This window comes from Cellulomonas sp. P24, from assembly GCF_024704385.1.
Taxonomy (GTDB): Bacteria; Actinomycetota; Actinomycetes; order Actinomycetales; family Cellulomonadaceae; genus JAJDFX01.
Genome location: NZ_JAJDFX010000002.1, coordinates 3222109 through 3242559 on the forward strand (window position 1 = coordinate 3222109; position 20451 = coordinate 3242559).

A 20451-nucleotide genomic window follows, 5' to 3' on the forward strand; every position below is an offset into this window, starting at 1 on the left:
CTCGTTCCGCTAGATCACGTCCGCGAAGCCACGCTCCATCTTCTGGAAGACGAGCGTCCCGCCGAGGAACACCAGGAGCGAGACCAGGACGGAGGCGACGATCTGACCCGCGGTCGGGGCGCCGAGACCCAGCAGGCTCCAGCGGAGCTCGGCGAGCAGCCAGGTCATCGGGTTGCCCGTGACGAACCAGCGCAGCTGCTCGGGCATCGCCGAGACCGCGTAGGCGACCGGGCTGGCGTACAGCAGCACGTTGAGCACCCAGGGCAGCGCGTAGCCGACGTCCCGGTAGCGCACCATGATCGCCGAGGCGGCGAGCCCGACCCCGCTGCCCAGGAGCGCGATCAGGAAGACCCACACCGGCAGCAGCAGGATCTGCCAGCCGATGGTGATGCCGGCACCGGGGAGGAGGAAGGCAAGGAGCGCGAGCGCCACGAGGAAGTCCAGGAGGACCGAGAGACCCGCGGAGAGCGGGATGAGCATCCGGGGGAAGAACACCTTCGACACGAGGGCCTGGTTTGCGACGAGAGACGGTGCCGCACGCTCGGCGATGCCGCTGAAGATGTTCCAGCCGAGCATCCCGACGAACGCGAAGATGAAGTACGGCACACCCTCGGAGGGCAGCTTGGCGACCTGCCCGAAGATCAGGGAGAAGATCCCCGCCGACACGAGCGGCTGGATGAGCACCCACGCGACGCCGACGGCCGTCTGGCGGTATCGCAGCACGATGTCGCGTTGCGCGAAGCGGAACATGACCTCGCGTGCCGCCCACAGCTCGCGCCACGCGGGGAGGTTCAGGCGGCCAGGGGGAGTGATCACGGTGCGGGCCACGGCGGTCACCACTTCTCGTAGGTGAAGTCGGCCAGCACGACGCCCTGCGTGAACGCCTCGTCCGGGGTGATCTCCGGGTACGGCGTCGACGGCAGGACCTCGAAGCTGCAGGCACCCTCCCATGCGTCGAGCACACCCGTCTTGCACAGGAAGAGATCGACCGTGTACCGCCCGGGGCGCAGCCAGAGGTCCTTGATCGTCATGGCCGCGCGCTGCTCGTGTGCCGGGTCGAGCCACAGGCCGACGAGGCGGGAGTCGCACTGGGCGATCACGACACCGTTCGCGTCGTTGACGTGGCAGGAGACGTAGTAGCTGCCCACCATGTCGCGGTTGGCGGCGACGGCGAACTCGACGATCTTGTCCTGGGTGGGTTCGAGCACCTGGTCGGCGACCTTCGCGTCGACGAAGCGCAGCTCACCGGTGCCGGGCCGACGCGCGGCGTCGATCTGCTCGGTGGAGAAGTCGAGGAAGCTCTCGCGGTACCGGGCGAGGGCGTCGTCGACACTGCCGTGGAAGACCAGGCGTCCACGGTCGAGGAACATCGCGGACGTGCACAGGCTGGTGACCGTCTGCACCTGGTGCGAGACGTAGAGCACCGTGCGTCCGTCCCGGGCGACGTCACGCATCTTCGCCAGGGACTTGCGCTGGAACTCGGCGTCACCGACGGCGAGCACCTCGTCGATCGCGAGGATCTCCGTCTCCAGGTGTGCCGCCACCGCGAAGGCGAGCCGGACGTACATCCCGGAGGAGTAGCGCTTGACCTGGGTGTCGAGGAACTTCTCGACGCCGGAGAAGTCCACGATCTCGTCGAAGCGGCGCTGGATCTCCTTGCGTCGCATGCCCAGCAACGTGCCGTTGAGGTAGACGTTCTCCCGTCCGGTCAGCTCGCCGTGGAACCCGGTGCCGACCTCGAGCAGGCTGCCGATCCGTCCGGAGAGCTCGATGCGCCCGGCGGTCGGTGCGGTGATCCGGGTGAGCAGCTTGAGCAAGGTGCTCTTGCCCGCGCCGTTCCGACCGACGATGCCCACGGCCTCACCCCACGGGATCTCCAGGCTCAGGTCGTGCAGCGCCTCGAAGTTCTCGTAGGTGTTGCGGGTGAGCGGGTGCCGGACGCGTTGGACGACCGCCTCCGAGAGGGTCGTCGGACGGTTGGCGCGGTGATAGATCCTGTACGACTTCGACACCCCGCGCAGCGAGACGGCCGATGGCGCGGACTCCGACATGCGACCCCCAGAGGATGGACGCGACCGACGCCTTCGACGGCAACGGTCGCGACCTCAGGCTAGCCCGAGACCGGCTCGCGCCGACCCGGATCCGGACGAATTCACCCGTTTTGCCCAGGTGGCCCGAGTGCCCGGCGGCTCAGGAGACGAGCGATCGCCAGATGGCGGCGTGCGCCGCTGCGCTGCGCTCCCAGGTGAAGTCCGCCGCGCGGAGTCGTCCCCGGGCCACCATGGCCTCGATCGTCGGATCGCCCGAGATCGCCCAGACCAGTCCGTCGGCGATCCCGTCCGGGTCGGGCTCGACCAGGATCCCGGCGTCACCGCACACCTCGGGCAGCGCAGAGCGGTCGGCGGCGACGACGGGGACGCCGGCGGCCATGGCCTCGAGGGCCGGCAGCCCGAACCCTTCGTAGAGCGACGGGACCACGACCGCCTCGGCACCCGCGACGAGGCCCGGAAGGATGCTCGAGGAAACCCGACCGATCGGCAGCGCGCGGGCGAGCGGACCGAACAGGGCGTCGCGTCGTGCGCTCGGGGGACCGACGAGGACGAGCGTGACGTCGGGCAGCGCACCCTGGACGAGCTGCCATGCACCGGCGAGACCCTCGAGGTTCTTGCGCAGCGAGGACCCGCCGGCGTGCAGGACATAACGGCCCGAGACACCGAGCGAGGCGAGCACGTCGGGTCCCAGGGGCTCCGCACGGGCGAACCTCGGGTCCACGCCGTTGGAGATCGCGTGAGGGAGGGGGATGCCGAGCCTCTCGGCGACGTCGTGGGCAGCGAACGCCGAGGGGCACACGACGGCCGCCGCGCGGCGCGCCTCGGCGGCCGCGTGCGGCTCGGGTCTGGTCTCGTCGGGGAACCGCCACGCGACCGTGTCGTGGATCGTGAGGACCTCGGGTCCGGGTGCGGGCGGCAGCGAGAGCCCCATGCGGTGGACCACGTCGGCGCGCGGGTACAGCAGCGCCCCGACGGCGCGCCTGGTGCGTGCCGAGGCGTTCGCCAGGACGTAGGAGGGAACACGGACCGTTCCGGCGAGCGGCGAGCGCAGCGTGCGCACCACGCTGCGGCGCACCTGCCAGGTCGGGCCGAGCTCGGCGGGTGCGCGTGACGCGACCTCTTCCTCGTACACCTGCTGGCCCATGGGCACGGGGACGGCGTTGGTGGCGATCGTCAGGCGAGGCATGCGTGGCCCTCCGGTGCAGCGGATGGGGAATCCCGAGCCTAGCGGCGGATGGCGCGCTGCTAGCGTGACTCGCACGTCCGGACGAAGGGCACGCGATGGCACCGCGCACGATCGCGCTCGTGGTGAGCTCGTTCGTGCCGCGCGTCGGCGGGGTCGAGGAGCACGTGCTGCACGTCGCTCTCGAGCTGCACCGGCGCGGGCACCGGCCCGTGGTGTGGAGCGTCGACCAGGGGGACGAGGGGACGGTCGCCGAGGTCGGCGGTGTGCCCGTGCGCTACCTGCCGTGCCCGCTGCCTGCGCGCAAGGCGGCTGCGCTCGCGTCGTTCGCGTACCGAGCGCCAGCAGCCGCGGTCGCGTGGCGGCGGGCCTACGTGGGCGATCGTCCCGCGCTGCTGCACGTGCACTGCTTCGGCCCGAACGGTGTCTGGGCCGGTGCGCTGGCGGACATGACCCGGACGCCGCTGGTCGTCACGTCGCACGGGGAGACGACGGGCGACGCGCACGGCGTGTTCGACGTCTCGGGGCTCGCACGCGCCGCACTTCGTCGTGCGATGACCACCGCGGACGCCGTGACCGGGTGCTCGCAGGCGACCCTCGACGACCTGGAGGGGCGTTTCGGTCTCGCGACAGGTCGTGGACGAGTGGTCCCGAACGGCATCGACCTCGGCGTCGCCGCGTCGCGACCGACGGGATGGGCGCTACCGGACAGATACCTGCTGGCGGTCGGCCGGGCGGTGCGGACCAAGGGGTTCGACCTGCTCCTCGAGGCCGTGGCCCTGGCCCGGCTCCCGGAGGATCTCCACCTGGTGATCGCGGGCGACGGACCTGACCTGGCGCCGCTGCGCGCCTTCGCCGAGGCCCTCGGCATCTCGGGCACGGTGGTGTTCCCGGGCATGCTCACGCGCGGCGAGGTCGCTCACGTGATGTCGCACGCCGAGGCGCTCGTCGTGCCGAGTCGCGCCGAGGCGTTCGGCATCACCGTGCTCGAGGGCTGGCGGGCCGCGATCCCCGTCGTGGCCACCACACGCGGCGGCCCGCCCGAGTTCGTCACCGACGGCGTCGACGGACTCCTCGTGGACCCGGTCGACGTCCGTGCCCTCGCGGCCACGCTCGAGAGGCTCGCGGCCAACCCGGCGCAACGGGCCGCGCTTGGGGCAGCCGGGCACGCTCGTGTCCCCGACTTCTCCTGGCGTCGCGTCGTGGACGAGTACGTCGCGATCTACGACCGCACGCTCGCGGGTGGTTGACGCGCGCCGGGCGCGGGTAGTGCGCCGTCGTCGGGGCGACGGTCGCCGCCCTGACTCCTCGACAGTGCGGGGCCGCCGATCCCGCTGAGCCAGAGGACGGCTGCTGTCACGAGGAGGACGGTGAGGATCGAGCCGACGACGTCGCTGGGCCGGTGGGCGAACCCGACCACCGACGCGACGGCGGCGAGCACGGAGGCCCCGGCGGCCGTGACCGGGACGAGGGGAGGGCGCGGGCTGGGCCACAGGAGGACGGCGCCGACGGCGAGCGCTGCGACGACCGTGACGTGACCGGACGGGAAGGTGTTCTGCCGATAGCCGTCGTCGCCGAAGAACGGGCGGCCCAGCGTCGTCTTGAGCATCGCGGACATCCCGATGGAGACGGCGATGACGGCCGCGGCGGACGCGGTCTCGCACCAGGCGCGGCGACGCGTGGCGGCGATCGTGAGGAGACCCACGGTGATCGCCCCGAGAGGCAGGAGCCCCTGCCTCAGCAGCGCGGCAGGAGGAGCGAGCACCACGTTGAAGGTCTGCGCCCGCGCGAAGAGCATGCTGTCGAGATGCTGGCCGGACGGCGTCCGGACCCACCAGGTGTACAGAACCGCCAGCAGGCTGAGGAGCGTCAGGCACGCGGTGAGCATCGTCACCGGGTCGCGCTGCGGGCAGGTCCGCCTCGGGATGACTCGCACCTGCCCCCCTCGGTCGCGACGCCCCGTGCCGCCGGTCTCGCCGGTCGGCAGGAGTCCTTGGCCGAGCGCAGGACGCGGCAAGGAGGTAGCCACAGTAGGGCACGACGCCGGTCTCGACCACCGACCGCCGGACGGTCCCCCCGCATGTTCCGCCTATGCGTTGACGGCGTCCAGCTCGCGCACCACCCGCTGGGCGATCTCCAGGCTCGCGGTTGCCGCCGGCGACGGGGCGTTGATCACATGGACCTGGCGCGGGGCGCTACGGAGCAGGAAGTCGTCGACCAGGCTGCCGTCGCGGGCGAGCGCCTGGGCGCGAACGCCCGCCGGGGCGGGGACCAGGTCCGCCGCCGTGATCCCCGGCACGAGGTCCGCAAGGCTCGCCGCGAACCGGCGGCGTGACAGTGAGCGGAGCACCTCACGCGCCCCAGGTACGACGTTGCGTGCCCCCATGCGCCACAGTCCTGGCCACGAGAGCGCGTTCCCGACGTCGCGGACGTCGACGTCACGCCACGTGTAGCCCTCTCGGGCGAGAGCGAGCACCGCGTTGGGTCCGGCGTGCACACCGCCAGTGATCATGCGGGTCAGATGCACGCCGAGGAACGGGAACCGCGGGTCCGGGACGGGGTAGACCAGGCCGTTCACGAGGGTCGAGGCCTCTGGGGTCAGCTCGAAGTACTCTCCGCGGAACGGCACGATCCGCGCGCCCGGGTCGACACCCGCGGCAAGGGCGACGCGATCGGCGTGCAGCCCCGCACAGGCGACGAGGGAGTCCGCCCGGTGGGTGTCACGTGACGTGCGGACGACGACACCCGCACCGTCGGTCCGGGCGCCGACGTACTGCTCCGTGAAGCGGATCTCCCCGCCGTGGTCCGTCACGGTCGCCGCCAGCGCCCGACACACCCCGGTGTAGTCGACGCTCCCCGTGCTCTCGACGCGGAGCGCACCGACGCACCGGACGTGCGGTTCGTACTCGTGCGCCTCGTCCGGATCGACAAGGCGGGCCGGGACGTCGTTGGCCGTGGCCCGTGCTGCCAGGGCATGCAGACCGGGCAGCTGCCCGGGGTTCGTCGCGACCACGAGCTTGCCGCAGACCGACACGGCGACTCCGTGCTCGCGTGCGAACGCGACCATGGAACGCGCCCCGGCCGCCGCGAGGGTGGCCTTCAGGCTGCCCGGCGCGTAGTAGAGCCCCGAATGGATGACTCCGGAGTTGCGACCCGTCTGGTGCAGGGCGAAAGACGCCTCCTTCTCCAGCACGACGACCTCGTCGCCTCGCTCGGCGAGCCGGGCGGCGACGGCCAGACCGACGATCCCTGTTCCGACGACGATCACGCGTGCCATGGTCAGGCCTCCTTGACGGCGGATCGCATCCGGAGCCGCCGGTCCCTCGGACAGCATCAGGATAGGGCCCGTCGCGTGGGCCGATCGGCCGATTCGCCGCCCGTCGTACGCTGGTGGTTCGTGGCGCAGCGACTCCTGTTCTCGAGGTGTCACGGTCGACGCGCGTGGGGCGGGTGCGACGGTCAGCCGTAGCGACTGGCGAGGAGGACTGGTGAGGTCCGTGACGCAAGCGTTGTCCACGCTCGGTCCGTCCGAGATCGAAGCCTGGCGTGATCTCTCGCGGCGCGCCGTGGAACCCAACCCCTACTTCGACGTCGACTTCCTGCTCAGCGCCCACCGGTGGTTGCGCCCGGACACCGATCCCCTGGTGGCCATGGTCTCGGACGCCGGAGAGCTCCGTGCGGTCCTCCCGTTCGTGGAGCGACGGAACGTGAGGCATCTGCCGGTCGTCGTGCGCAGCACGTCGGCACCGCTCGGGGCGACCGTCGCCGACCTCCACCTGCCCCTCCTCGCGCCGGGTGACCTCGAGGCGGCCGGGGACGTGCTCCTCCGAGAGCTCGGCCGGTCCGTGCACGGACGGCCCGTCGTGGTCGAGTTCGGGGTGATCCGACTCGAGGGGCCCGTGTGGGGCGCGATCGAACGGGTTGCCTCCGCGAGAGGACGCCGACTCATGGTGCGCAGCGAGTCCGCCCGCGGCGCCGTGCGCCCGGTCCTGCGCGACACTGGTGGCGTCGCGCAGGGTGCTGTCGGCGTCGGCACCGACGCCCTCAGCCACCTGTCGACGTCGCGGCGGAAGTCCGTCGCCCGGTCGATGAGGGCGATCCGGTCCGAGCTCGGGCCTCTGACCTGGGTGGATCGGACCGGTGATCTCACGGCGGTCGACGACTTCGTCCGGCTCGAGGCAGAGGGCTGGAAGGGTGACCCGGGCGAGGGAGGCGAAGGCGTGGTCGCGGTCAGGGGCGGGGAGCGGTGGTTCCACGACGTGACGTCGAGGCTGCGTTCCGAGGGTCGGCTGCATGTGGGAGAGCTGCAGGCCGGCGGGAATCGCGTCTTCATGTCGGTCGACATGAGGTCGGGCGACCAGTGGTTCGGGATGCGTGACGTGTACGACGAGCGCTACGCGCGGTTCGGTCCGGGGACGATCGGTCGCCTGGCCGAGATCGCGTGGTTCCGGACCCAGGAGCTCCGGCTCTTCGACTCGTGCGTCAACCCGACCCGGTACCCCCATGCGGCGACGCTCTACCCGGACCGCGCGAAGGTCGGGCGGGTCCTGGTCGCCGTCAACCTCCCTGCCGCCGTCGGTCTCACCGTGGCCGAACGGGCTCGACGGGAGCTCAGACGGCGCACCGGGGAGGCATCGTGAGGGCGCGATCGTGCTCGGCGCGCCGAGCACGGTGGGCCCTCGCCGGGCTGTCGGCGACGCTGATGGCCCTCGCAGGCTGCACCGCAGGCCCCGACCCGACAGCCACGGGAACGAGCCCGGTCGCAACCGCCAGCACGGGTGCCGGCCTGGGCACCGACGCGCCGTCACCTTCGCTCTCGCCGTCGCCTTCGCCTTCGGTCGAGACGCAGACGCCCGCACCCGCTGCGAGACAGGATCCACCGGTCGTCGCGGGAGTGAGCGGGGACAGGCGATACCTCGTCGACCAGCGTGGAGCTCCGATCCTCCTCCACGCCGAGACGATCTGGGCGGTGACCAAGTCGCTGAGCGTGGACGAGACCGTCGAGCACCTCCGGCTCCGTGCGAGCCAGGGCTTCAACGCCGTCCTCGTCAGTCCCTTCCCCTGGATCGGGAAGCCCGGCGACTCCCGGTTCACCCAGGACGGACTCCAACCCTTCGACGGCTCCGTGGATCGGCTCGACCCGGCGTACTGGGCCAGGTTCGACTCGATCCTCGCCACGGCCCGTTCGCTCGGGATCACCGTCTTCATCGCTCCCGGGGAGCGGACGTCGGGTTCAAGGAGAACGGGTACGCCTACGACGCACGTCTGGCACGCTCGTTCGGAGCGGCGCTGGCGGCGCGATACCGCGGTGTCCCGGGGATCGTGTGGCTCCTCGGGGTGGACTACTACCGCGAGTACTGGACGACGTACGACCCGATGATGCGTGCCTTCGTCGAGGGGCTTCGCAACGGCGGCGACACGCACCCCGTGACGGTGCAGCTGGGCACCCCGTCGACGTCCTCCGACAGCCCCGGCCTCCGCGACATCGTCGATCTCGAGGCTGTCTACACCTATCGCCCGACGTACGCCGAGGTGCTCACGGCCTACGCGCGGGACGCCGGTCCGACGATCCTCATCGAGGCGAACTTCGAGGGCGAGAACAACGAAGGCGGGCCGCCGACCACGAACGCGACGCTTCGTCGTCAGACCTTGTGGACGCTGACGTCCGGGGGTGTGGGCGCCACCTACGGCAATCGGCAGGTGTGGCAGTTCGCGGACGGGTGGCAGCGTGCCCGCGACACGACGGCGGTCAAGGAGATGCAGGTCGAGTTCGACCTGTTCGACAGCATCGAGTGGTGGCGCCTCGTGCCGGACGCCCGTGGCGCGTTCCTCGTCTCCGGGCGAGGCGCCGACGTGACGACCGGGACGGAGAACGGCGGCTTCGCGGACGTGCTGGAGTCGGATCGTGCGACGGCGGCGATCTCGCCGGACGGGACGCTCGCGGTCGTCTACGTCCCGACGGCCCGGACGATCGGGATCGACAGGTCGCGGCTCGCCGCGTCCGTGTCCGCGTGGTGGGTCGATCCGACGACGGGCAGCCGGCGCGAGGCCGCGATCTCCGACAGGTTCACGACCCCCGGCACGAACGCGGCAGGCGCGGCGGACTGGATCCTCCTGTTCGGTCCGGCGTGATCGTCGGGCACCACGCGACCTGGCCCGGACCCCTCGCGGGAGCGCTCGTAGACTGACGTGCGCACCTCGGCTCCGGACGGATCCGAGGTGGTCGTGCTGCCGTCGCCGTGCTCTCGAAGGACATCATGGATCTCTCAGGCCTCCTCCCCGCCCTGCTCGTGGACCCGGGCGCCGCGCTCGCGGTCGAGCAGGTGCGCACGCGCGGCGCGGTGGACGTCGTCGGTCCGCGCGGTGTCCAGGCGCCGCTGCTCGCCGCTCTCGCCGGTGTCCGTGCACCCGTGGCCGCAGGGGCCGGACCGGCATCCGCTGCCGACGCCGGGCGACCGCTCGTCGTGGTGACGGCCACCGGCCGCGATGCCGACGAGCTCGCCGAGTCGCTCCGGTGCTACCTGCCGGCGGACGCGGTCGCCGTGCTCCCGTCGTGGGAGACGCTCCCGCACGAGCGGCTCTCGCCTCGCAGCGACACCGTGGCGCGTCGGCTCGCGGTGTTCCGCCGGCTCGCGCACCCGACGGCGGACGGTGGTCCGACCGGGGAGATCCGGGTGCTCGTCGTGCCGGTCCGCGCCCTCCTGCAGCCGGTCGTGAACGGTCTGGGCGAGCTCGAGCCGGTGCAGCTCGCGGTCGGTGACGACGCCGACCTGGCCGAGGTCGCGGACCGCCTCGTCGCCGCGGCGTACGCGCGTGTGGACATGGTGGAGCGCCGGGGCGAGTTCGCGGTCCGCGGCGGGATCCTCGACGTGTTCCCGCCGACAGAGGACCACCCGCTGCGCATCGAGTTCTGGGGCGAGACGGTCGAGGAGATCCGCTGGTTCGCGGTCGCCGACCAGCGCAGCCTCGAGGTCGCCACGCACGGGCTGTGGGCGCCGCCGTGCCGCGAGATCCTGCTGACCGACGACGTCCGTGACCGTGCGGCCGCCCTCGTCGACCGGCTGCCCGGTGCCGCCGAGATGCTGGAGAAGCTCGGTGCGGGTATCGCTGTCGAGGGGATGGAGTCGCTCGCGCCTGCGCTCGTGGACTCGATGGTGCCGGTGGTCGACCTCGTCCCGGCGGATGCGCTCCTGGTCGTGTGCGACCCCGAGCGGGTCCGGCGTCGGGCGCACGACCTCGTCGCGACGACCGAGGAGTTCCTCGCGGCGGCGTGGACGTCCGCCGCCGCCGGCGCGGCGACGCCGCTCGACCTCAGTGCGGCGTCGTTCCTGACGTTCGCCCAGGTGCGTGACAGTGCGGCGGCCCGAGGGCTGGGCTGGTGGACCCTCGCTCCGTTCGGGCTCGGCGCCTCGACGGCGGACGCCGGCGGTGGCCCGGGAGCCGACGCCGTGCTGGTCGACCCGGTGGCTCTCGACGAGGTGGACCAGAGCCTGACGATCGCCGCGCGCGACGTCGAGGGCTACCGCGGGGACGTCGGCCGGGCGATCGACGACCTCCGCACCCTGCAGCGCGCCGGATGGCGGCTGGTGCTCACGACCGAGGGGCACGGGCCCGCGCAACGGATGGTCGAGCAGCTCTCTGCCGCCGACGTCCCGGCGCGACTCGTCTCGGCGATCCACGACGAGCCCGAGGAGGGCATCGTCCTCGTGGTCCCGGCGAGCGCAGGCCCCGGCTTCGTCGCCACCGAGCTGCGGCTCGCGGTGTTCTCCGAGCAGGACCTCACCGGACGCGCCGGGTCGTCGACACGCGACATGCGCAAGATGCCCTCGCGCCGACGCAACACGGTCGACCCGCTCTCGCTCCGGCCGGGCGACCACGTGGTCCACGAGCAGCACGGCGTCGGACGGTTCGTCGAGCTCGTCCAGCGAACCCTCGGCACGGGTGCGGCGGCGGCCACGCGCGAGTACCTCGTGATCGAGTACGCGTCCTCGAAGCGCGGGCAGCCGGGCGACCGGCTGTACGTCCCGACGGACCAGCTCGACCAGGTGACCAAGTACGTCGGTGGCGAGTCGCCGGCGCTGAACAAGATGGGCGGGTCGGACTGGGCCAAGACGAAGGGTCGGGCCCGCAAGGCGGTCAAGGAGATCGCCGGTGAGCTGATCCGGCTGTACTCCGCGCGGATGGCGACGTCCGGGCACGCGTTCAGCCCGGACACCCCGTGGCAGCGCGAGCTCGAGGACGCGTTCGCGTACATCGAGACCCCCGACCAGCTCTCCACGATCGACGAGGTCAAGGCCGACATGGAGAAGCCCGTGCCGATGGATCGGCTGGTGTGCGGCGACGTCGGCTACGGCAAGACGGAGATCGCGATCCGCGCGGCGTTCAAGGCGGTCCAGGACGGCAAGCAGGTCGCCGTCCTCGTCCCGACGACGCTGCTCGTCCAGCAGCACCTCGACACGTTCGCGGAGCGGTACGCGCCCTACCCGGTGACGGTCAAGGCGCTCTCGCGGTTCCAGAGCGCGGCGGAGAGCAAGGAGGTGGTCGACGGCCTCGCCGACGGCACCGTCGACGTCGTCATCGGGACCCATCGGCTGATCACCGGGGAGGTGCGCTTCAAGGACCTCGGGCTGGTGGTCGTCGACGAGGAGCAGCGCTTCGGCGTCGAGCACAAGGAGACGCTCAAGCAGCTGCGCACCAACGTGGACGTCCTGGCGATGAGCGCGACGCCGATCCCGCGCACCCTCGAGATGGCGGTGACGGGGATCCGGGAGATGTCGACCCTCGCCACCCCGCCCGAGGAGCGTCACCCCGTGCTGACCTTCGTCGGGGCGTACGACGAGAAGCAGATCACGGCTGCCGTCCGGCGTGAGCTGCTGCGCGAGGGCCAGGTCTTCTACGTGCACAACAAGGTCGACTCGATCGAGCGGGCGGCAGCGCGTCTGAAGGAGCTCGTCCCGGAGGCCCGGATCGCGGTGGCGCACGGGAAGATGGGAGAGCACCAGCTCGAACGCGTGATCGTCGACTTCTGGGAGAAGAAGTTCGACGTCCTGGTCTGCACGACGATCATCGAGACCGGCCTCGACATCTCGAACGCCAACACGCTGATCCTCGAGCGTGCCGACCTGCTCGGGCTGTCCCAGCTCCACCAGCTGCGGGGACGGGTCGGCCGCGGGCGTGAGCGGGCCTACGCGTACTTCCTCTACCCGCCGGAGCGCCCGTTGACGGAGACCGCGCACGACCGTCTCGCGACGATGGCGGCCCACACCGACCTCGGTGCCGGGATCCAGATCGCCATGAAGGACCTGGAGATCCGCGGTGCGGGCAACCTCCTGGGCGGCGAGCAGTCGGGGCACATCGCCGGGGTCGGGTTCGACCTGTACATCCGGATGGTCGGCGAGGCCGTGACGCACTTCCGTGGCGACGAGCCGGAGGAGGTGCCCGAGGTCACGATCGAGCTGCCCGTCGACGCCCACCTCCCGCACGACTACATCGCGCACGAGCGTCTGCGCCTCGAGGCGTACCGCAAGATCGCGGCGGCGGCGGACGCGGCGGCGTTGGACGAGGTCAGGGCCGAGCTCGTCGACCGCTACGGGCCGATCCCCACCGCGGTGGCGCAGCTGTTCGACGTGGCGGCGTTCCGCAACACCGTCCGCGAGGTCGGGCTGGCCGACGTCACGGCCCAGGGCCGGTACGTCCGGTTCGCTCCGGTCGACCTCCCCGAGTCGGCCCAGCTCAGGCTCAAGAGGCTCTACCCGGGCACGGTGCTCAAGCCGGCGATCCGGACGATCCTGGTGCCGTTCCCGACGACGGCCCGGGTCGGCGGTACGCCACTGCACGGCGAGGCGATCCTGGCCTGGGCCCAGACGCTCGTCGACGCCGTGATCCGTGGCAGCGTGGCGGCGGCGGCCGAGGTCGGCGCACGTCCCTGACCTCGGGCGCGCGGGGCCGGCCGACACGGCGATCTTCACCCCGGTCGGGCTCGATTCTCGGCGTGCGATGCCGATAGGGGGAAGAGGGGACACCGGCGGCCGCGCGGACCGGTGCCACCCTGTCCCGGGAGGCCGGTATGGGTTCCGTCGTGCACGTGGCGGCGTACGTCGTCGCCGCGGCGATCCTGTGCGCCGTCGCCGCCGTCGTGTGGCACCGTCGGTCGGCGCGCGTCGCCATGGCCTCGTCGATGGGCGTGGTTCTCCTCGCCGCGGCGTGGTGGTCGCTCGCTGACGCCGTGATCGTCGCGCGACCGGACGATCCCGTGCCCGGGATCGCGGCGCTGACGACGTTCCCCGCGATCGGGACGATGGTCGCGGCCTTCGTGTGCCTCGGACTGAGCATGAACGGCTCGGGATGGCGCCCGAGCCGGGGGCTGCTCGTCGGTCTCGCCGTGGAGCCCGTCCTGGTGACGGTGGTCGCCGCGACGAACCCGTGGCACCTCGCGTTCTACCGCGGGACGGGTGCGGCGACACTGGTCGACCCGAACTCCTGGCAGCACGCGCCCCTCTTCTGGGTGCACAGCGCCTACAGCTACGTGCTGGTCGTCGTCGGCATCGTTCTGATCGCGCGGGGGTGGCGGCGGTCGCCGGCGCTGTTCCGCGGCCAACGGTCGAGCCTGATCGTCGGTGCCCTGGTGCCGGCGGCGTTGTGCGTCCTCAACCTGCTCGGCGTGACGGGGGAGTTCGGTGACCCGACGCCGCTCGGCTTCGCGGTCACGGCGGTCGTCGTCGCACACGCGATCGTGCGGCTGGACGTGCTCGAGCTCGCACCGGTGGCACGGGACGTCCTGTTCGCCACGATCGCGGACGCCGTTCTCGCGCTGAGCCCCGACGGGCGCGTCATCGACCTCAACCCGGCGGCGGAGCAGCTCCTGCGGACCACGGCTCCCGACCTGCCGCCGCAGCTGGTCGGTCTTCCCGTGCAGGAGCTGCTCGCAGGGTGGGGAGAGGTCGACGAGGCGAGCGCGAGCGACGACCCGACCGACACCTTGGTGACGCAGGAGGTCGACGGACGCCGGATCGAGCTCGCCGTGCGCCGGTCGGTCCTCCGGGACGGGTTCGGTCGACCGTTGGGCACGGTGCTCGTCGCCCGCGACGTCAGCGACGTCAACGCCCAGCATCGTCAGCTCGCCGATCAGCTCCGGACGATCGAGCTGCTCCGGCGCGACCTCGCGGAGCAGGCGAACCGCGACCCGCTCACCGAGCTCCACAACCGGCGCTACGTGATGGAGCACATCGGACCGATGCTGACCCGCTCGGGTCAGGTCACCCCCGTGAGCGTCCTGATGGTGGACATCGACCGGTTCAAGCGCATCAACGACCGGTACGGCCACCAGGTCGGGGACGGAGTCCTGGTCGCGATGGCGCACAGGCTCACGGCCGCCGTTCCGCCGAACGCCCTCGTCTCGCGCTGGGGTGGTGAGGAGTTCGTGGTGGTCCTGCCGGGTGCGGACGTCACGGAGGCGATCGCGGTGGCGGACCGTGTGCGTGACCGGTGCGAGGTGACGCCCTTCGAGGTCGGGCACGATGCGCACCAGTGCACCGTCAGCGTCGGGGTCGCCACGTTCCCTGTCGACGGGCTCACGGTCACCGACCTTCTCGAGGTGTCCGACCGGGCGCTGTACCTGGCGAAGCGCGACGGCCGGAACCTGGTGCGAAGCGCCCGGCCGGACGTCCCGAGCCGATCGGCAGGGTCCGGCGTCGGGTGAGGACCGGCGGACGCGCGTGGTCGGGGTCGTCGCCGTCCCCAGGGGTGGGGCCTACCATGGCACCCGACTCGACGGTGAGTGCATGCCGTCGCCCGCAGGTCGTCCACCAGCATCGGGAGAGAAACTGTGTCAGCACCCTCTGCTCCGGCCGGCGTCGTGCCCGTGCCGCCGACCCGTCCCGCAGCGAGGCGTCGCCGCCGCACGGTGACGGCGACCGCCGGGGTGGCGGTCCTCGTCGCGACCCTGCTCGCGGGGTGCACCGGGCAGCCGGGCGCCGCCGCCGTCGTCGAGGGGCGCGCGATCAGCGTCGCCGACGTGCAGCAGGCCACGGCGGAGCTCCAGCCGTACTTCCAGTCGGTCGACCAGAGCACGGTGCTCATGCTCCTGATCGGTGCGCCGACGATCGAGTCGGTCGCGAAGGACGCGGGGCTCGCGGTCTCGGACCAGCAGGCGATCGACCTGCTCGACAAGGCGGCCAAGAGCGCGGGTGCGACGACGACGCCGACGTTCGGTGCGCCCGCGATCGAGGTGATCCGGTTCTCCCTGGCGCAGAAGGCGATCGAGGGCGCCTCGAACGCGGCCACGCTCGTCAAGGAGGTCAACGACAGGCTGACCGCGCTGCATGCCGAGGTCAGCCCGCGCTACGGCACCATCGACCTGACGACGGGCACGGTCACACCGATCTCCTACGACTGGATCGTGAAGCCCGCGGCTGCCGGTACCAGCACGAAGTGACGGCACGGTGACGGCGTCCTCGGGGGAGGGGCTCCGGGAGCTCGTGACGGTCATGGACCGTCTGCGCTCGCCGGGTGGGTGCCCGTGGGACGCCGCGCAGACCCACGCCTCCCTCGTGCCGTACGCGCTCGAGGAGGCGTACGAGGTCGCCGAGGCGATCGAGACCGGTGATCGGCCGGGGATGCGCGAGGAGCTCGGCGACCTCCTGCTCCAGGTGGTGTTCCACGCCCGGGTCGCGCAGGAGCATCCCGACGACCCGTTCGACCTGGACGACGTCGCGCGTGGTCTCGTCGCCAAGCTCGTGCGCCGCCACCCCCACGTGTTCGGCTCGGACGCGGCGCCGGACGCCGAGGCGGTGCACGTGCGGTGGGAGCAGCTCAAGCAGGCGGAGAAGCGACGCGAGTCGGTGCTCGACGGGATCCCGCTGGCGCTGGGCGCGTTGGCCCGGAGCCAGAAGGTGCTGGCGCGCACGCGTCGAGCCGGGCTGGACGACGTGCTCGCGGCCTGGAACGTCGCGATCGTCGGCGGGCCGGCGAGCGGGACGACGGCCGACGACGCCGGGGTGGACCATGCCGGTGCCGACCACGCCGACGCCGACGACGCGCGCCGCATCGGCGAGCGGTTGCTCACCCTCGTGGCCGAGGCCGACGCGGCGGGCGTGGATGCCGAGACCGCCCTGCGCGAGACCGTGCGTCGTCTCGAGAGCGAGGCGCGACGGTCGGAGCGCTCGAGGTCCGGCACGGCATGATCGGGCCCGGTGACAGGATCGATGGCAGCGTCGTGGGCTGTCGTGGGCTGTCGTGGGCCGTCGTGAATGGTCGTGGACGGCTCGTCGTGCCTGCTCCCCGCGAGGCACAGCGCGGGCCGCGGGCTCACGGACCGAGGTCCCGTAGGCCTTCTCGGTGAAGCGCACTACGCTGAAGCCGCATACCCACCCGATCGCCAGAAGGAGCTTCCGTGGCCAGCATCGAGGCCGTAGGCGCCCGCGAGATTCTTGACTCGCGCGGCAACCCCACTGTTGAGGTCGAGGTAGCACTCGACGACGGCACCATCGCCCGTGCCGGTGTCCCCTCGGGCGCCTCCACCGGCGCGTTCGAGGCCGTCGAGCGTCGTGACGGTGACAAGTCCCGTTACCTGGGCAAGGGCGTCGAGGACGCCGTGAACGCGGTGATCGACGAGATCGCCCCCGAGCTCATCGGCTTCGAGGCGACCGAGCAGCGGCTGGTGGACCAGGCGCTGATCGACCTCGACGGCACCCCGAACAAGGGCAAGCTCGGTGCGAACGCGATCCTCGGGGTCTCGCTCGCGGTGGCCAAGGCTGCGGCCGACTCGGCCGACCTCCCGCTGTTCCGCTACGTCGGTGGCCCGAACGCGCACGTCCTGCCCGTCCCGATGATGAACATCCTCAACGGCGGGTCGCACGCCGACTCGAACGTCGACATCCAGGAGTTCATGATCGCGCCGATCGGTGCGACGACGTTCCGCGAGGCCCTGCGCACCGGCGCCGAGGTCTACCACTCCCTCAAGTCCGTGCTCAAGAGCGAGGGCCTCTCGACCGGTCTCGGCGACGAGGGCGGCTTCGCCCCGAACCTGCCGAGCAACCGTGCCGCGCTGGACCTCATCCTCGTCGCGATCGAGAAGGCCGGCTTCACCCCGGGCAAGGACGTCGGGCTGGCCCTGGACGTCGCGGCCACCGAGTTCTTCAAGGACGGCGCCTACCAGTTCGAGGGCAAGGCGACCGGCACTGACGAGATCATCGCGTACTACAAGCAGCTCGTCGCGGACTACCCGCTGGTCTCGATCGAGGACCCGCTGTCCGAGGACGAGTGGGCCGCTTGGTCGCAGCTTGTCGCCGAGGTGGGCGACAAGGTGCAGATCGTCGGCGACGACCTGTTCGTCACGAACCCGATCCGCCTCGCCAAGGGCATCGAGCTCAAGGCGGCGAACTCGCTGCTCGTCAAGCTCAACCAGATCGGCACGCTGACCGAGACCCTCGACGCCGTGACGCTCGCGCAGCGCAACGGCTACACCGCGATGGTGTCGCACCGTTCCGGCGAGACCGAGGACACGACGATCGCGGACCTGTCCGTGGCCATCAACGGCGGCCAGATCAAGACCGGTGCGCCGGCCCGTGGCGAGCGCATCAACAAGTACAACCAGCTGCTCCGGATCGAGGAGGAGCTCGACGACGCGGCCCGCTACGCCGGCCGCAGCGCGTTCCCGCGGTGGACGCGCGGCTGAGACGCGTTCTCCGTTCGTCCAGCGGAGGCCGGTGACCCGTCGGGGTCGCCGGCCTCCGGTGCGTCCGCCACCGGACACGTCGACGCGGCCACGGCTGCGCCGATCCCGGCCGACCGCGGGGCACAATCGAGGCATGCCCCTCGGTCGTCGTCCCGTCGCACCGCGCACGGGTGCGACCCCGCAGGCGCCCACGCCGCGGCCTCGGACGTCCGGCCGGGTGCCGGGTCCGCGCCCGAGCGGGCGAGGGGCGAGCAGCCGGCCCGGTCGGTCCACGTCCCGGGCGGCCGCCGCCGACGCCGCCACCCGACGCCCCGGACCGCGCGACGCAGGACCCGGCACCGCCACCCTCCCGCACCTGGTGACGGTCCGTGCCCTGGTGCTCGGCCTGGTGTGCGCGCTCGCGTTCATCCTGGTCTTCCCGACGTTCCGCGCGTACCTGGCGCAGGAGGCCCAGAACTCTCAGCTCCGCCGTGAGGTCGCCGCGGCCGAGGCGCACAACGAGGAGCTCACGGCTCAGCTCGCCCGCTGGAACGACCAGGCGTACGTGATCGCCCAGGCGCGGGAACGCCTCGCCTACGTCCTTCCCGGGGAGACCGCGTACCGGGTCGTCGACCCGCAGTCGGCGCCGGCCGTCACGACCCGCACCGGGGCGGCGGACCGGGCCTCGTCCGCCGCGGACGGGTCGACGGCGCCCTGGTACGCGAACCTGTGGGGGTCGATCCAGGCCGCCGGACAGATCCAGGGTGCGCCCGCGGCGACGACGTCGGGGGAGAATGGGTCCACCCCGGCGACCGACGGCACGCCCTCGACCCCCGGGGCAGGCGCCACAGGCGCCCCCTGACCGGATCCGCGCCGACGTCGAACGGACGTGCTGTGACTGCTGTGCCTGCGCCCTACGCCATCGGGGCGGACGTCGTCCCCCGTGACCTCGAGGTGCTGCGGGAGCAGCTCGGACGGGTGCCCCGCGGGGTGGTCGGGATCGCCGCGAGGTGCGTCTGCGGGCGACCGCTCGTGGTGCGCACGGCGCCGCGTCTCGATGACGGCACGCCGTTCCCGACCACCTACTACCTGACCTGCCCGCCGGCGGTCAGCGCGGTGAGCACCCTCGAGGCCGGTGGGCTGATGCGGGAGATGACGGAGCGGCTCGGTCGGGACGCCGAGCTGGCGGCCGCGCACCGTCGCGCGCACGAGGCCTACCTCGCCGATCGCGAGGAGCTCGGCCACGTCGACGAGATCGACGGGATCTCCGCGGGCGGCATGCCCACGCGGGTCAAGTGCCTGCACGTGCTCGTCGGCCACGCGCTGGCCTCCGGGCCGGGGGTCAACCCGCTGGGGGACGAGGCGCTCGCGCTGATCCGCGGCACCTGGCGTCCCGACCGCTGCACGTGCTGAAAGGCGCGACCCTGCACGGCGCCCGCAGGCCGGCGTTCGGGGGCCGACCTGCGGCGATGGGAGGATGACGCCATGACGCGTGTGGCAGCCATCGACTGCGGGACCAACTCGATCCGCCTGCTGGTGGCGGACGTCGACCCGGAACGCGGCACGATGACCGACCTCGTCCGGACGATGCAGGTGGTCCGGCTCGGGCAGGGGGTGGACCGGACCGGTCGGATCGCCCCCGAGGCGATGGCCCGGACCCTGGCCGCGACGCAGGTGTACGCGACGACGTGCGCCGATCTCGAGGTGGAGCGGATCCGGTTCGTCGCGACGTCGGCGTCGCGTGACGCGGAGAACCGCGACGAGTTCGTCGACGGGGTACGCGCCGCACTGGGTGTCGAGCCCGAGGTCGTCGCCGGCGACGAGGAGGCCCGCCTGTCGTTCCGGGGCGCCACCGGTGCGCTCGCGGGCAAGCACCGCGGCCCGTTCCTCGTGGTCGACCTCGGCGGCGGGTCGACGGAGATGGTCCTGGGGACCACGAGCCCGGTCGCGGCCTACTCGATGGACATCGGGTGCGTGCGGATGACCGAGCGTCACCTGCGCAGCGACCCGGTGACGGCCGCGGAGGTCGCGGCGGCATCCGCGGACGTGAGCGCGGCGCTCGACCGCGCGGCGGCAGTGGTCCCGTTCGGCCGGGCGGCGACCCTCGTCGGGCTCGCGGGCACCGTCACCACCGTGACGGCGCACGCGCTGGGTCTCGAGGCCTACGACCCGGCGCGGATCGACGGGTCGGTGCTCCCGGTGGACAAGGTGCTGGCGTCGTGCGCGAACCTGCTGCGCCGGACCCGCGCCGAGCGCGCGGCACTGCCGTTCATGCACCCGGGGCGCGTCGACGTGATCGGTGCGGGGGCGCTCGTGTGGTCGGCCATCGTGGCGCGGGTGCGTGCCGACATCGGGATCGCGGGGGGCAAGCTGTCGACGGTGGTCACGTCGGAGCACGACATCCTCGACGGGATCGCCTGGAGCGTGGCCGACTGACGGGAGGTCGGCTGCCGGGCCGGCGGGGTCGGGCGGGTCGGCTGGTCAGCGACGGTCGGGCAGGCGTTGTGCCCAGCATCACGCGCTCTCGATGATGCTGGGACCTTAGTCCTGCATTATCGTCAAGA

At 72.1% G+C, this 20451-nt stretch carries 17 protein-coding genes; 12 read left to right on the top strand and 5 right to left on the bottom strand.

All coding sequences use genetic code 11. From position 1 onward, the window contains the following. Positions 1-9: 9 nt before the first annotated feature. From LJB74_RS15140 to LJB74_RS15150, 3 genes are all read right to left on the bottom strand, one after another. A complete protein-coding gene (locus LJB74_RS15140) occupies positions 10-828 on the bottom strand; it encodes an ABC transporter permease (RefSeq protein ID WP_259309324.1) in 819 nt (272 codons plus the stop codon). Between the two features lie 5 nt (positions 829-833). Further along, on the bottom strand, positions 834-2051 hold the full coding sequence (locus LJB74_RS15145) for an ABC transporter ATP-binding protein (RefSeq protein ID WP_259309325.1): 1218 nt from the start codon (positions 2049-2051) through the stop codon (positions 834-836). 139 nt (positions 2052-2190) lie between these two features. Continuing rightward, positions 2191-3237, bottom strand: coding sequence for a glycosyltransferase family 1 protein (locus LJB74_RS15150; RefSeq protein ID WP_259309326.1), 1047 nt, complete (start codon positions 3235-3237; stop codon positions 2191-2193). 95 nt (positions 3238-3332) lie between these two features. Here LJB74_RS15150 and LJB74_RS15155 point away from each other — a divergent pair, with 95 nt between their 5' ends. Next, the gene (locus LJB74_RS15155; RefSeq protein WP_259309327.1) at positions 3333-4484 is read left to right on the top strand and encodes a glycosyltransferase family 4 protein; all 1152 of its coding nucleotides are present in this window, start codon (positions 3333-3335) and stop codon (positions 4482-4484) included. Here LJB74_RS15155 and LJB74_RS15160 read toward each other — a convergent pair. Continuing rightward, positions 4457-5122 (bottom strand): phosphatase PAP2 family protein, encoded by a 666-nt coding sequence (locus LJB74_RS15160; protein ID WP_259310373.1) that lies wholly within the window; start codon positions 5120-5122, stop codon positions 4457-4459. The two genes, LJB74_RS15155 and LJB74_RS15160, sit on opposite strands and share 28 nt — an antisense overlap. 201 nt (positions 5123-5323) lie before the next feature. Next, positions 5324-6511 (bottom strand): L-2-hydroxyglutarate oxidase, encoded by a 1188-nt coding sequence (lhgO, locus tag LJB74_RS15165; protein WP_259309328.1) that lies wholly within the window; start codon positions 6509-6511, stop codon positions 5324-5326. A 211-nt stretch (positions 6512-6722) separates the two neighbouring features. Between lhgO and LJB74_RS15170 the strand changes: the two genes are divergently transcribed. The 11 genes from LJB74_RS15170 (at position 6723) to LJB74_RS15220 (ending at position 20323) form a co-directional block, all read left to right on the top strand. Continuing rightward, on the top strand, positions 6723-7874 hold the full coding sequence (locus LJB74_RS15170) for a GNAT family N-acetyltransferase (protein WP_259309329.1): 1152 nt from the start codon (positions 6723-6725) through the stop codon (positions 7872-7874). Positions 7875-7936: 62 nt separating this feature from the next. Further along, positions 7937-8614 carry a DUF4038 domain-containing protein gene (locus tag LJB74_RS15175; protein ID WP_259310374.1) on the top strand — a complete coding sequence of 226 codons (678 nt, stop codon included), beginning with the start codon at positions 7937-7939 and terminating at the stop codon, positions 8612-8614. Beyond that, entirely contained in the window at positions 8524-9366 is an 843-nt protein-coding gene (locus LJB74_RS15180) for a DUF4038 domain-containing protein (RefSeq protein WP_259310375.1), read from the top strand. Before LJB74_RS15175 ends, LJB74_RS15180 begins: the two co-directional genes overlap by 91 nt. A 125-nt stretch (positions 9367-9491) precedes the next feature. Continuing rightward, positions 9492-13163, top strand: a complete 3672-nt coding sequence (gene mfd / locus LJB74_RS15185) for a transcription-repair coupling factor (protein WP_259309330.1) — start codon at positions 9492-9494, stop codon at positions 13161-13163. Between the two features lie 137 nt (positions 13164-13300). After that, on the top strand, positions 13301-14932 hold the full coding sequence (locus LJB74_RS15190; RefSeq protein WP_259309331.1) for a diguanylate cyclase: 1632 nt from the start codon (positions 13301-13303) through the stop codon (positions 14930-14932). A 126-nt stretch (positions 14933-15058) separates the two neighbouring features. Next, positions 15059-15667 carry a SurA N-terminal domain-containing protein gene (locus LJB74_RS15195; RefSeq protein ID WP_259309332.1) on the top strand — a complete coding sequence of 203 codons (609 nt, stop codon included), beginning with the start codon at positions 15059-15061 and terminating at the stop codon, positions 15665-15667. 7 nt (positions 15668-15674) lie between these two features. Next, complete coding sequence (locus LJB74_RS15200; protein WP_259309333.1) at positions 15675-16415, top strand: YabN family protein; 741 nt, start codon at positions 15675-15677, stop codon at positions 16413-16415. A 209-nt stretch (positions 16416-16624) separates the two neighbouring features. Beyond that, complete coding sequence (eno, locus tag LJB74_RS15205; protein WP_259309334.1) at positions 16625-17908, top strand: phosphopyruvate hydratase; 1284 nt, start codon at positions 16625-16627, stop codon at positions 17906-17908. A 133-nt stretch (positions 17909-18041) separates the two neighbouring features. After that, on the top strand, positions 18042-18749 hold the full coding sequence (locus LJB74_RS15210) for a septum formation initiator family protein (RefSeq protein WP_259309335.1): 708 nt from the start codon (positions 18042-18044) through the stop codon (positions 18747-18749). 32 nt (positions 18750-18781) lie between these two features. Beyond that, positions 18782-19300, top strand: coding sequence for a DUF501 domain-containing protein (locus tag LJB74_RS15215; RefSeq protein WP_259309336.1), 519 nt, complete (start codon positions 18782-18784; stop codon positions 19298-19300). A 72-nt stretch (positions 19301-19372) separates the two neighbouring features. After that, positions 19373-20323 (top strand): Ppx/GppA phosphatase family protein, encoded by a 951-nt coding sequence (locus LJB74_RS15220; RefSeq protein ID WP_259309337.1) that lies wholly within the window; start codon positions 19373-19375, stop codon positions 20321-20323. The last annotated feature ends 128 nt before the right edge of the window (positions 20324-20451 follow it).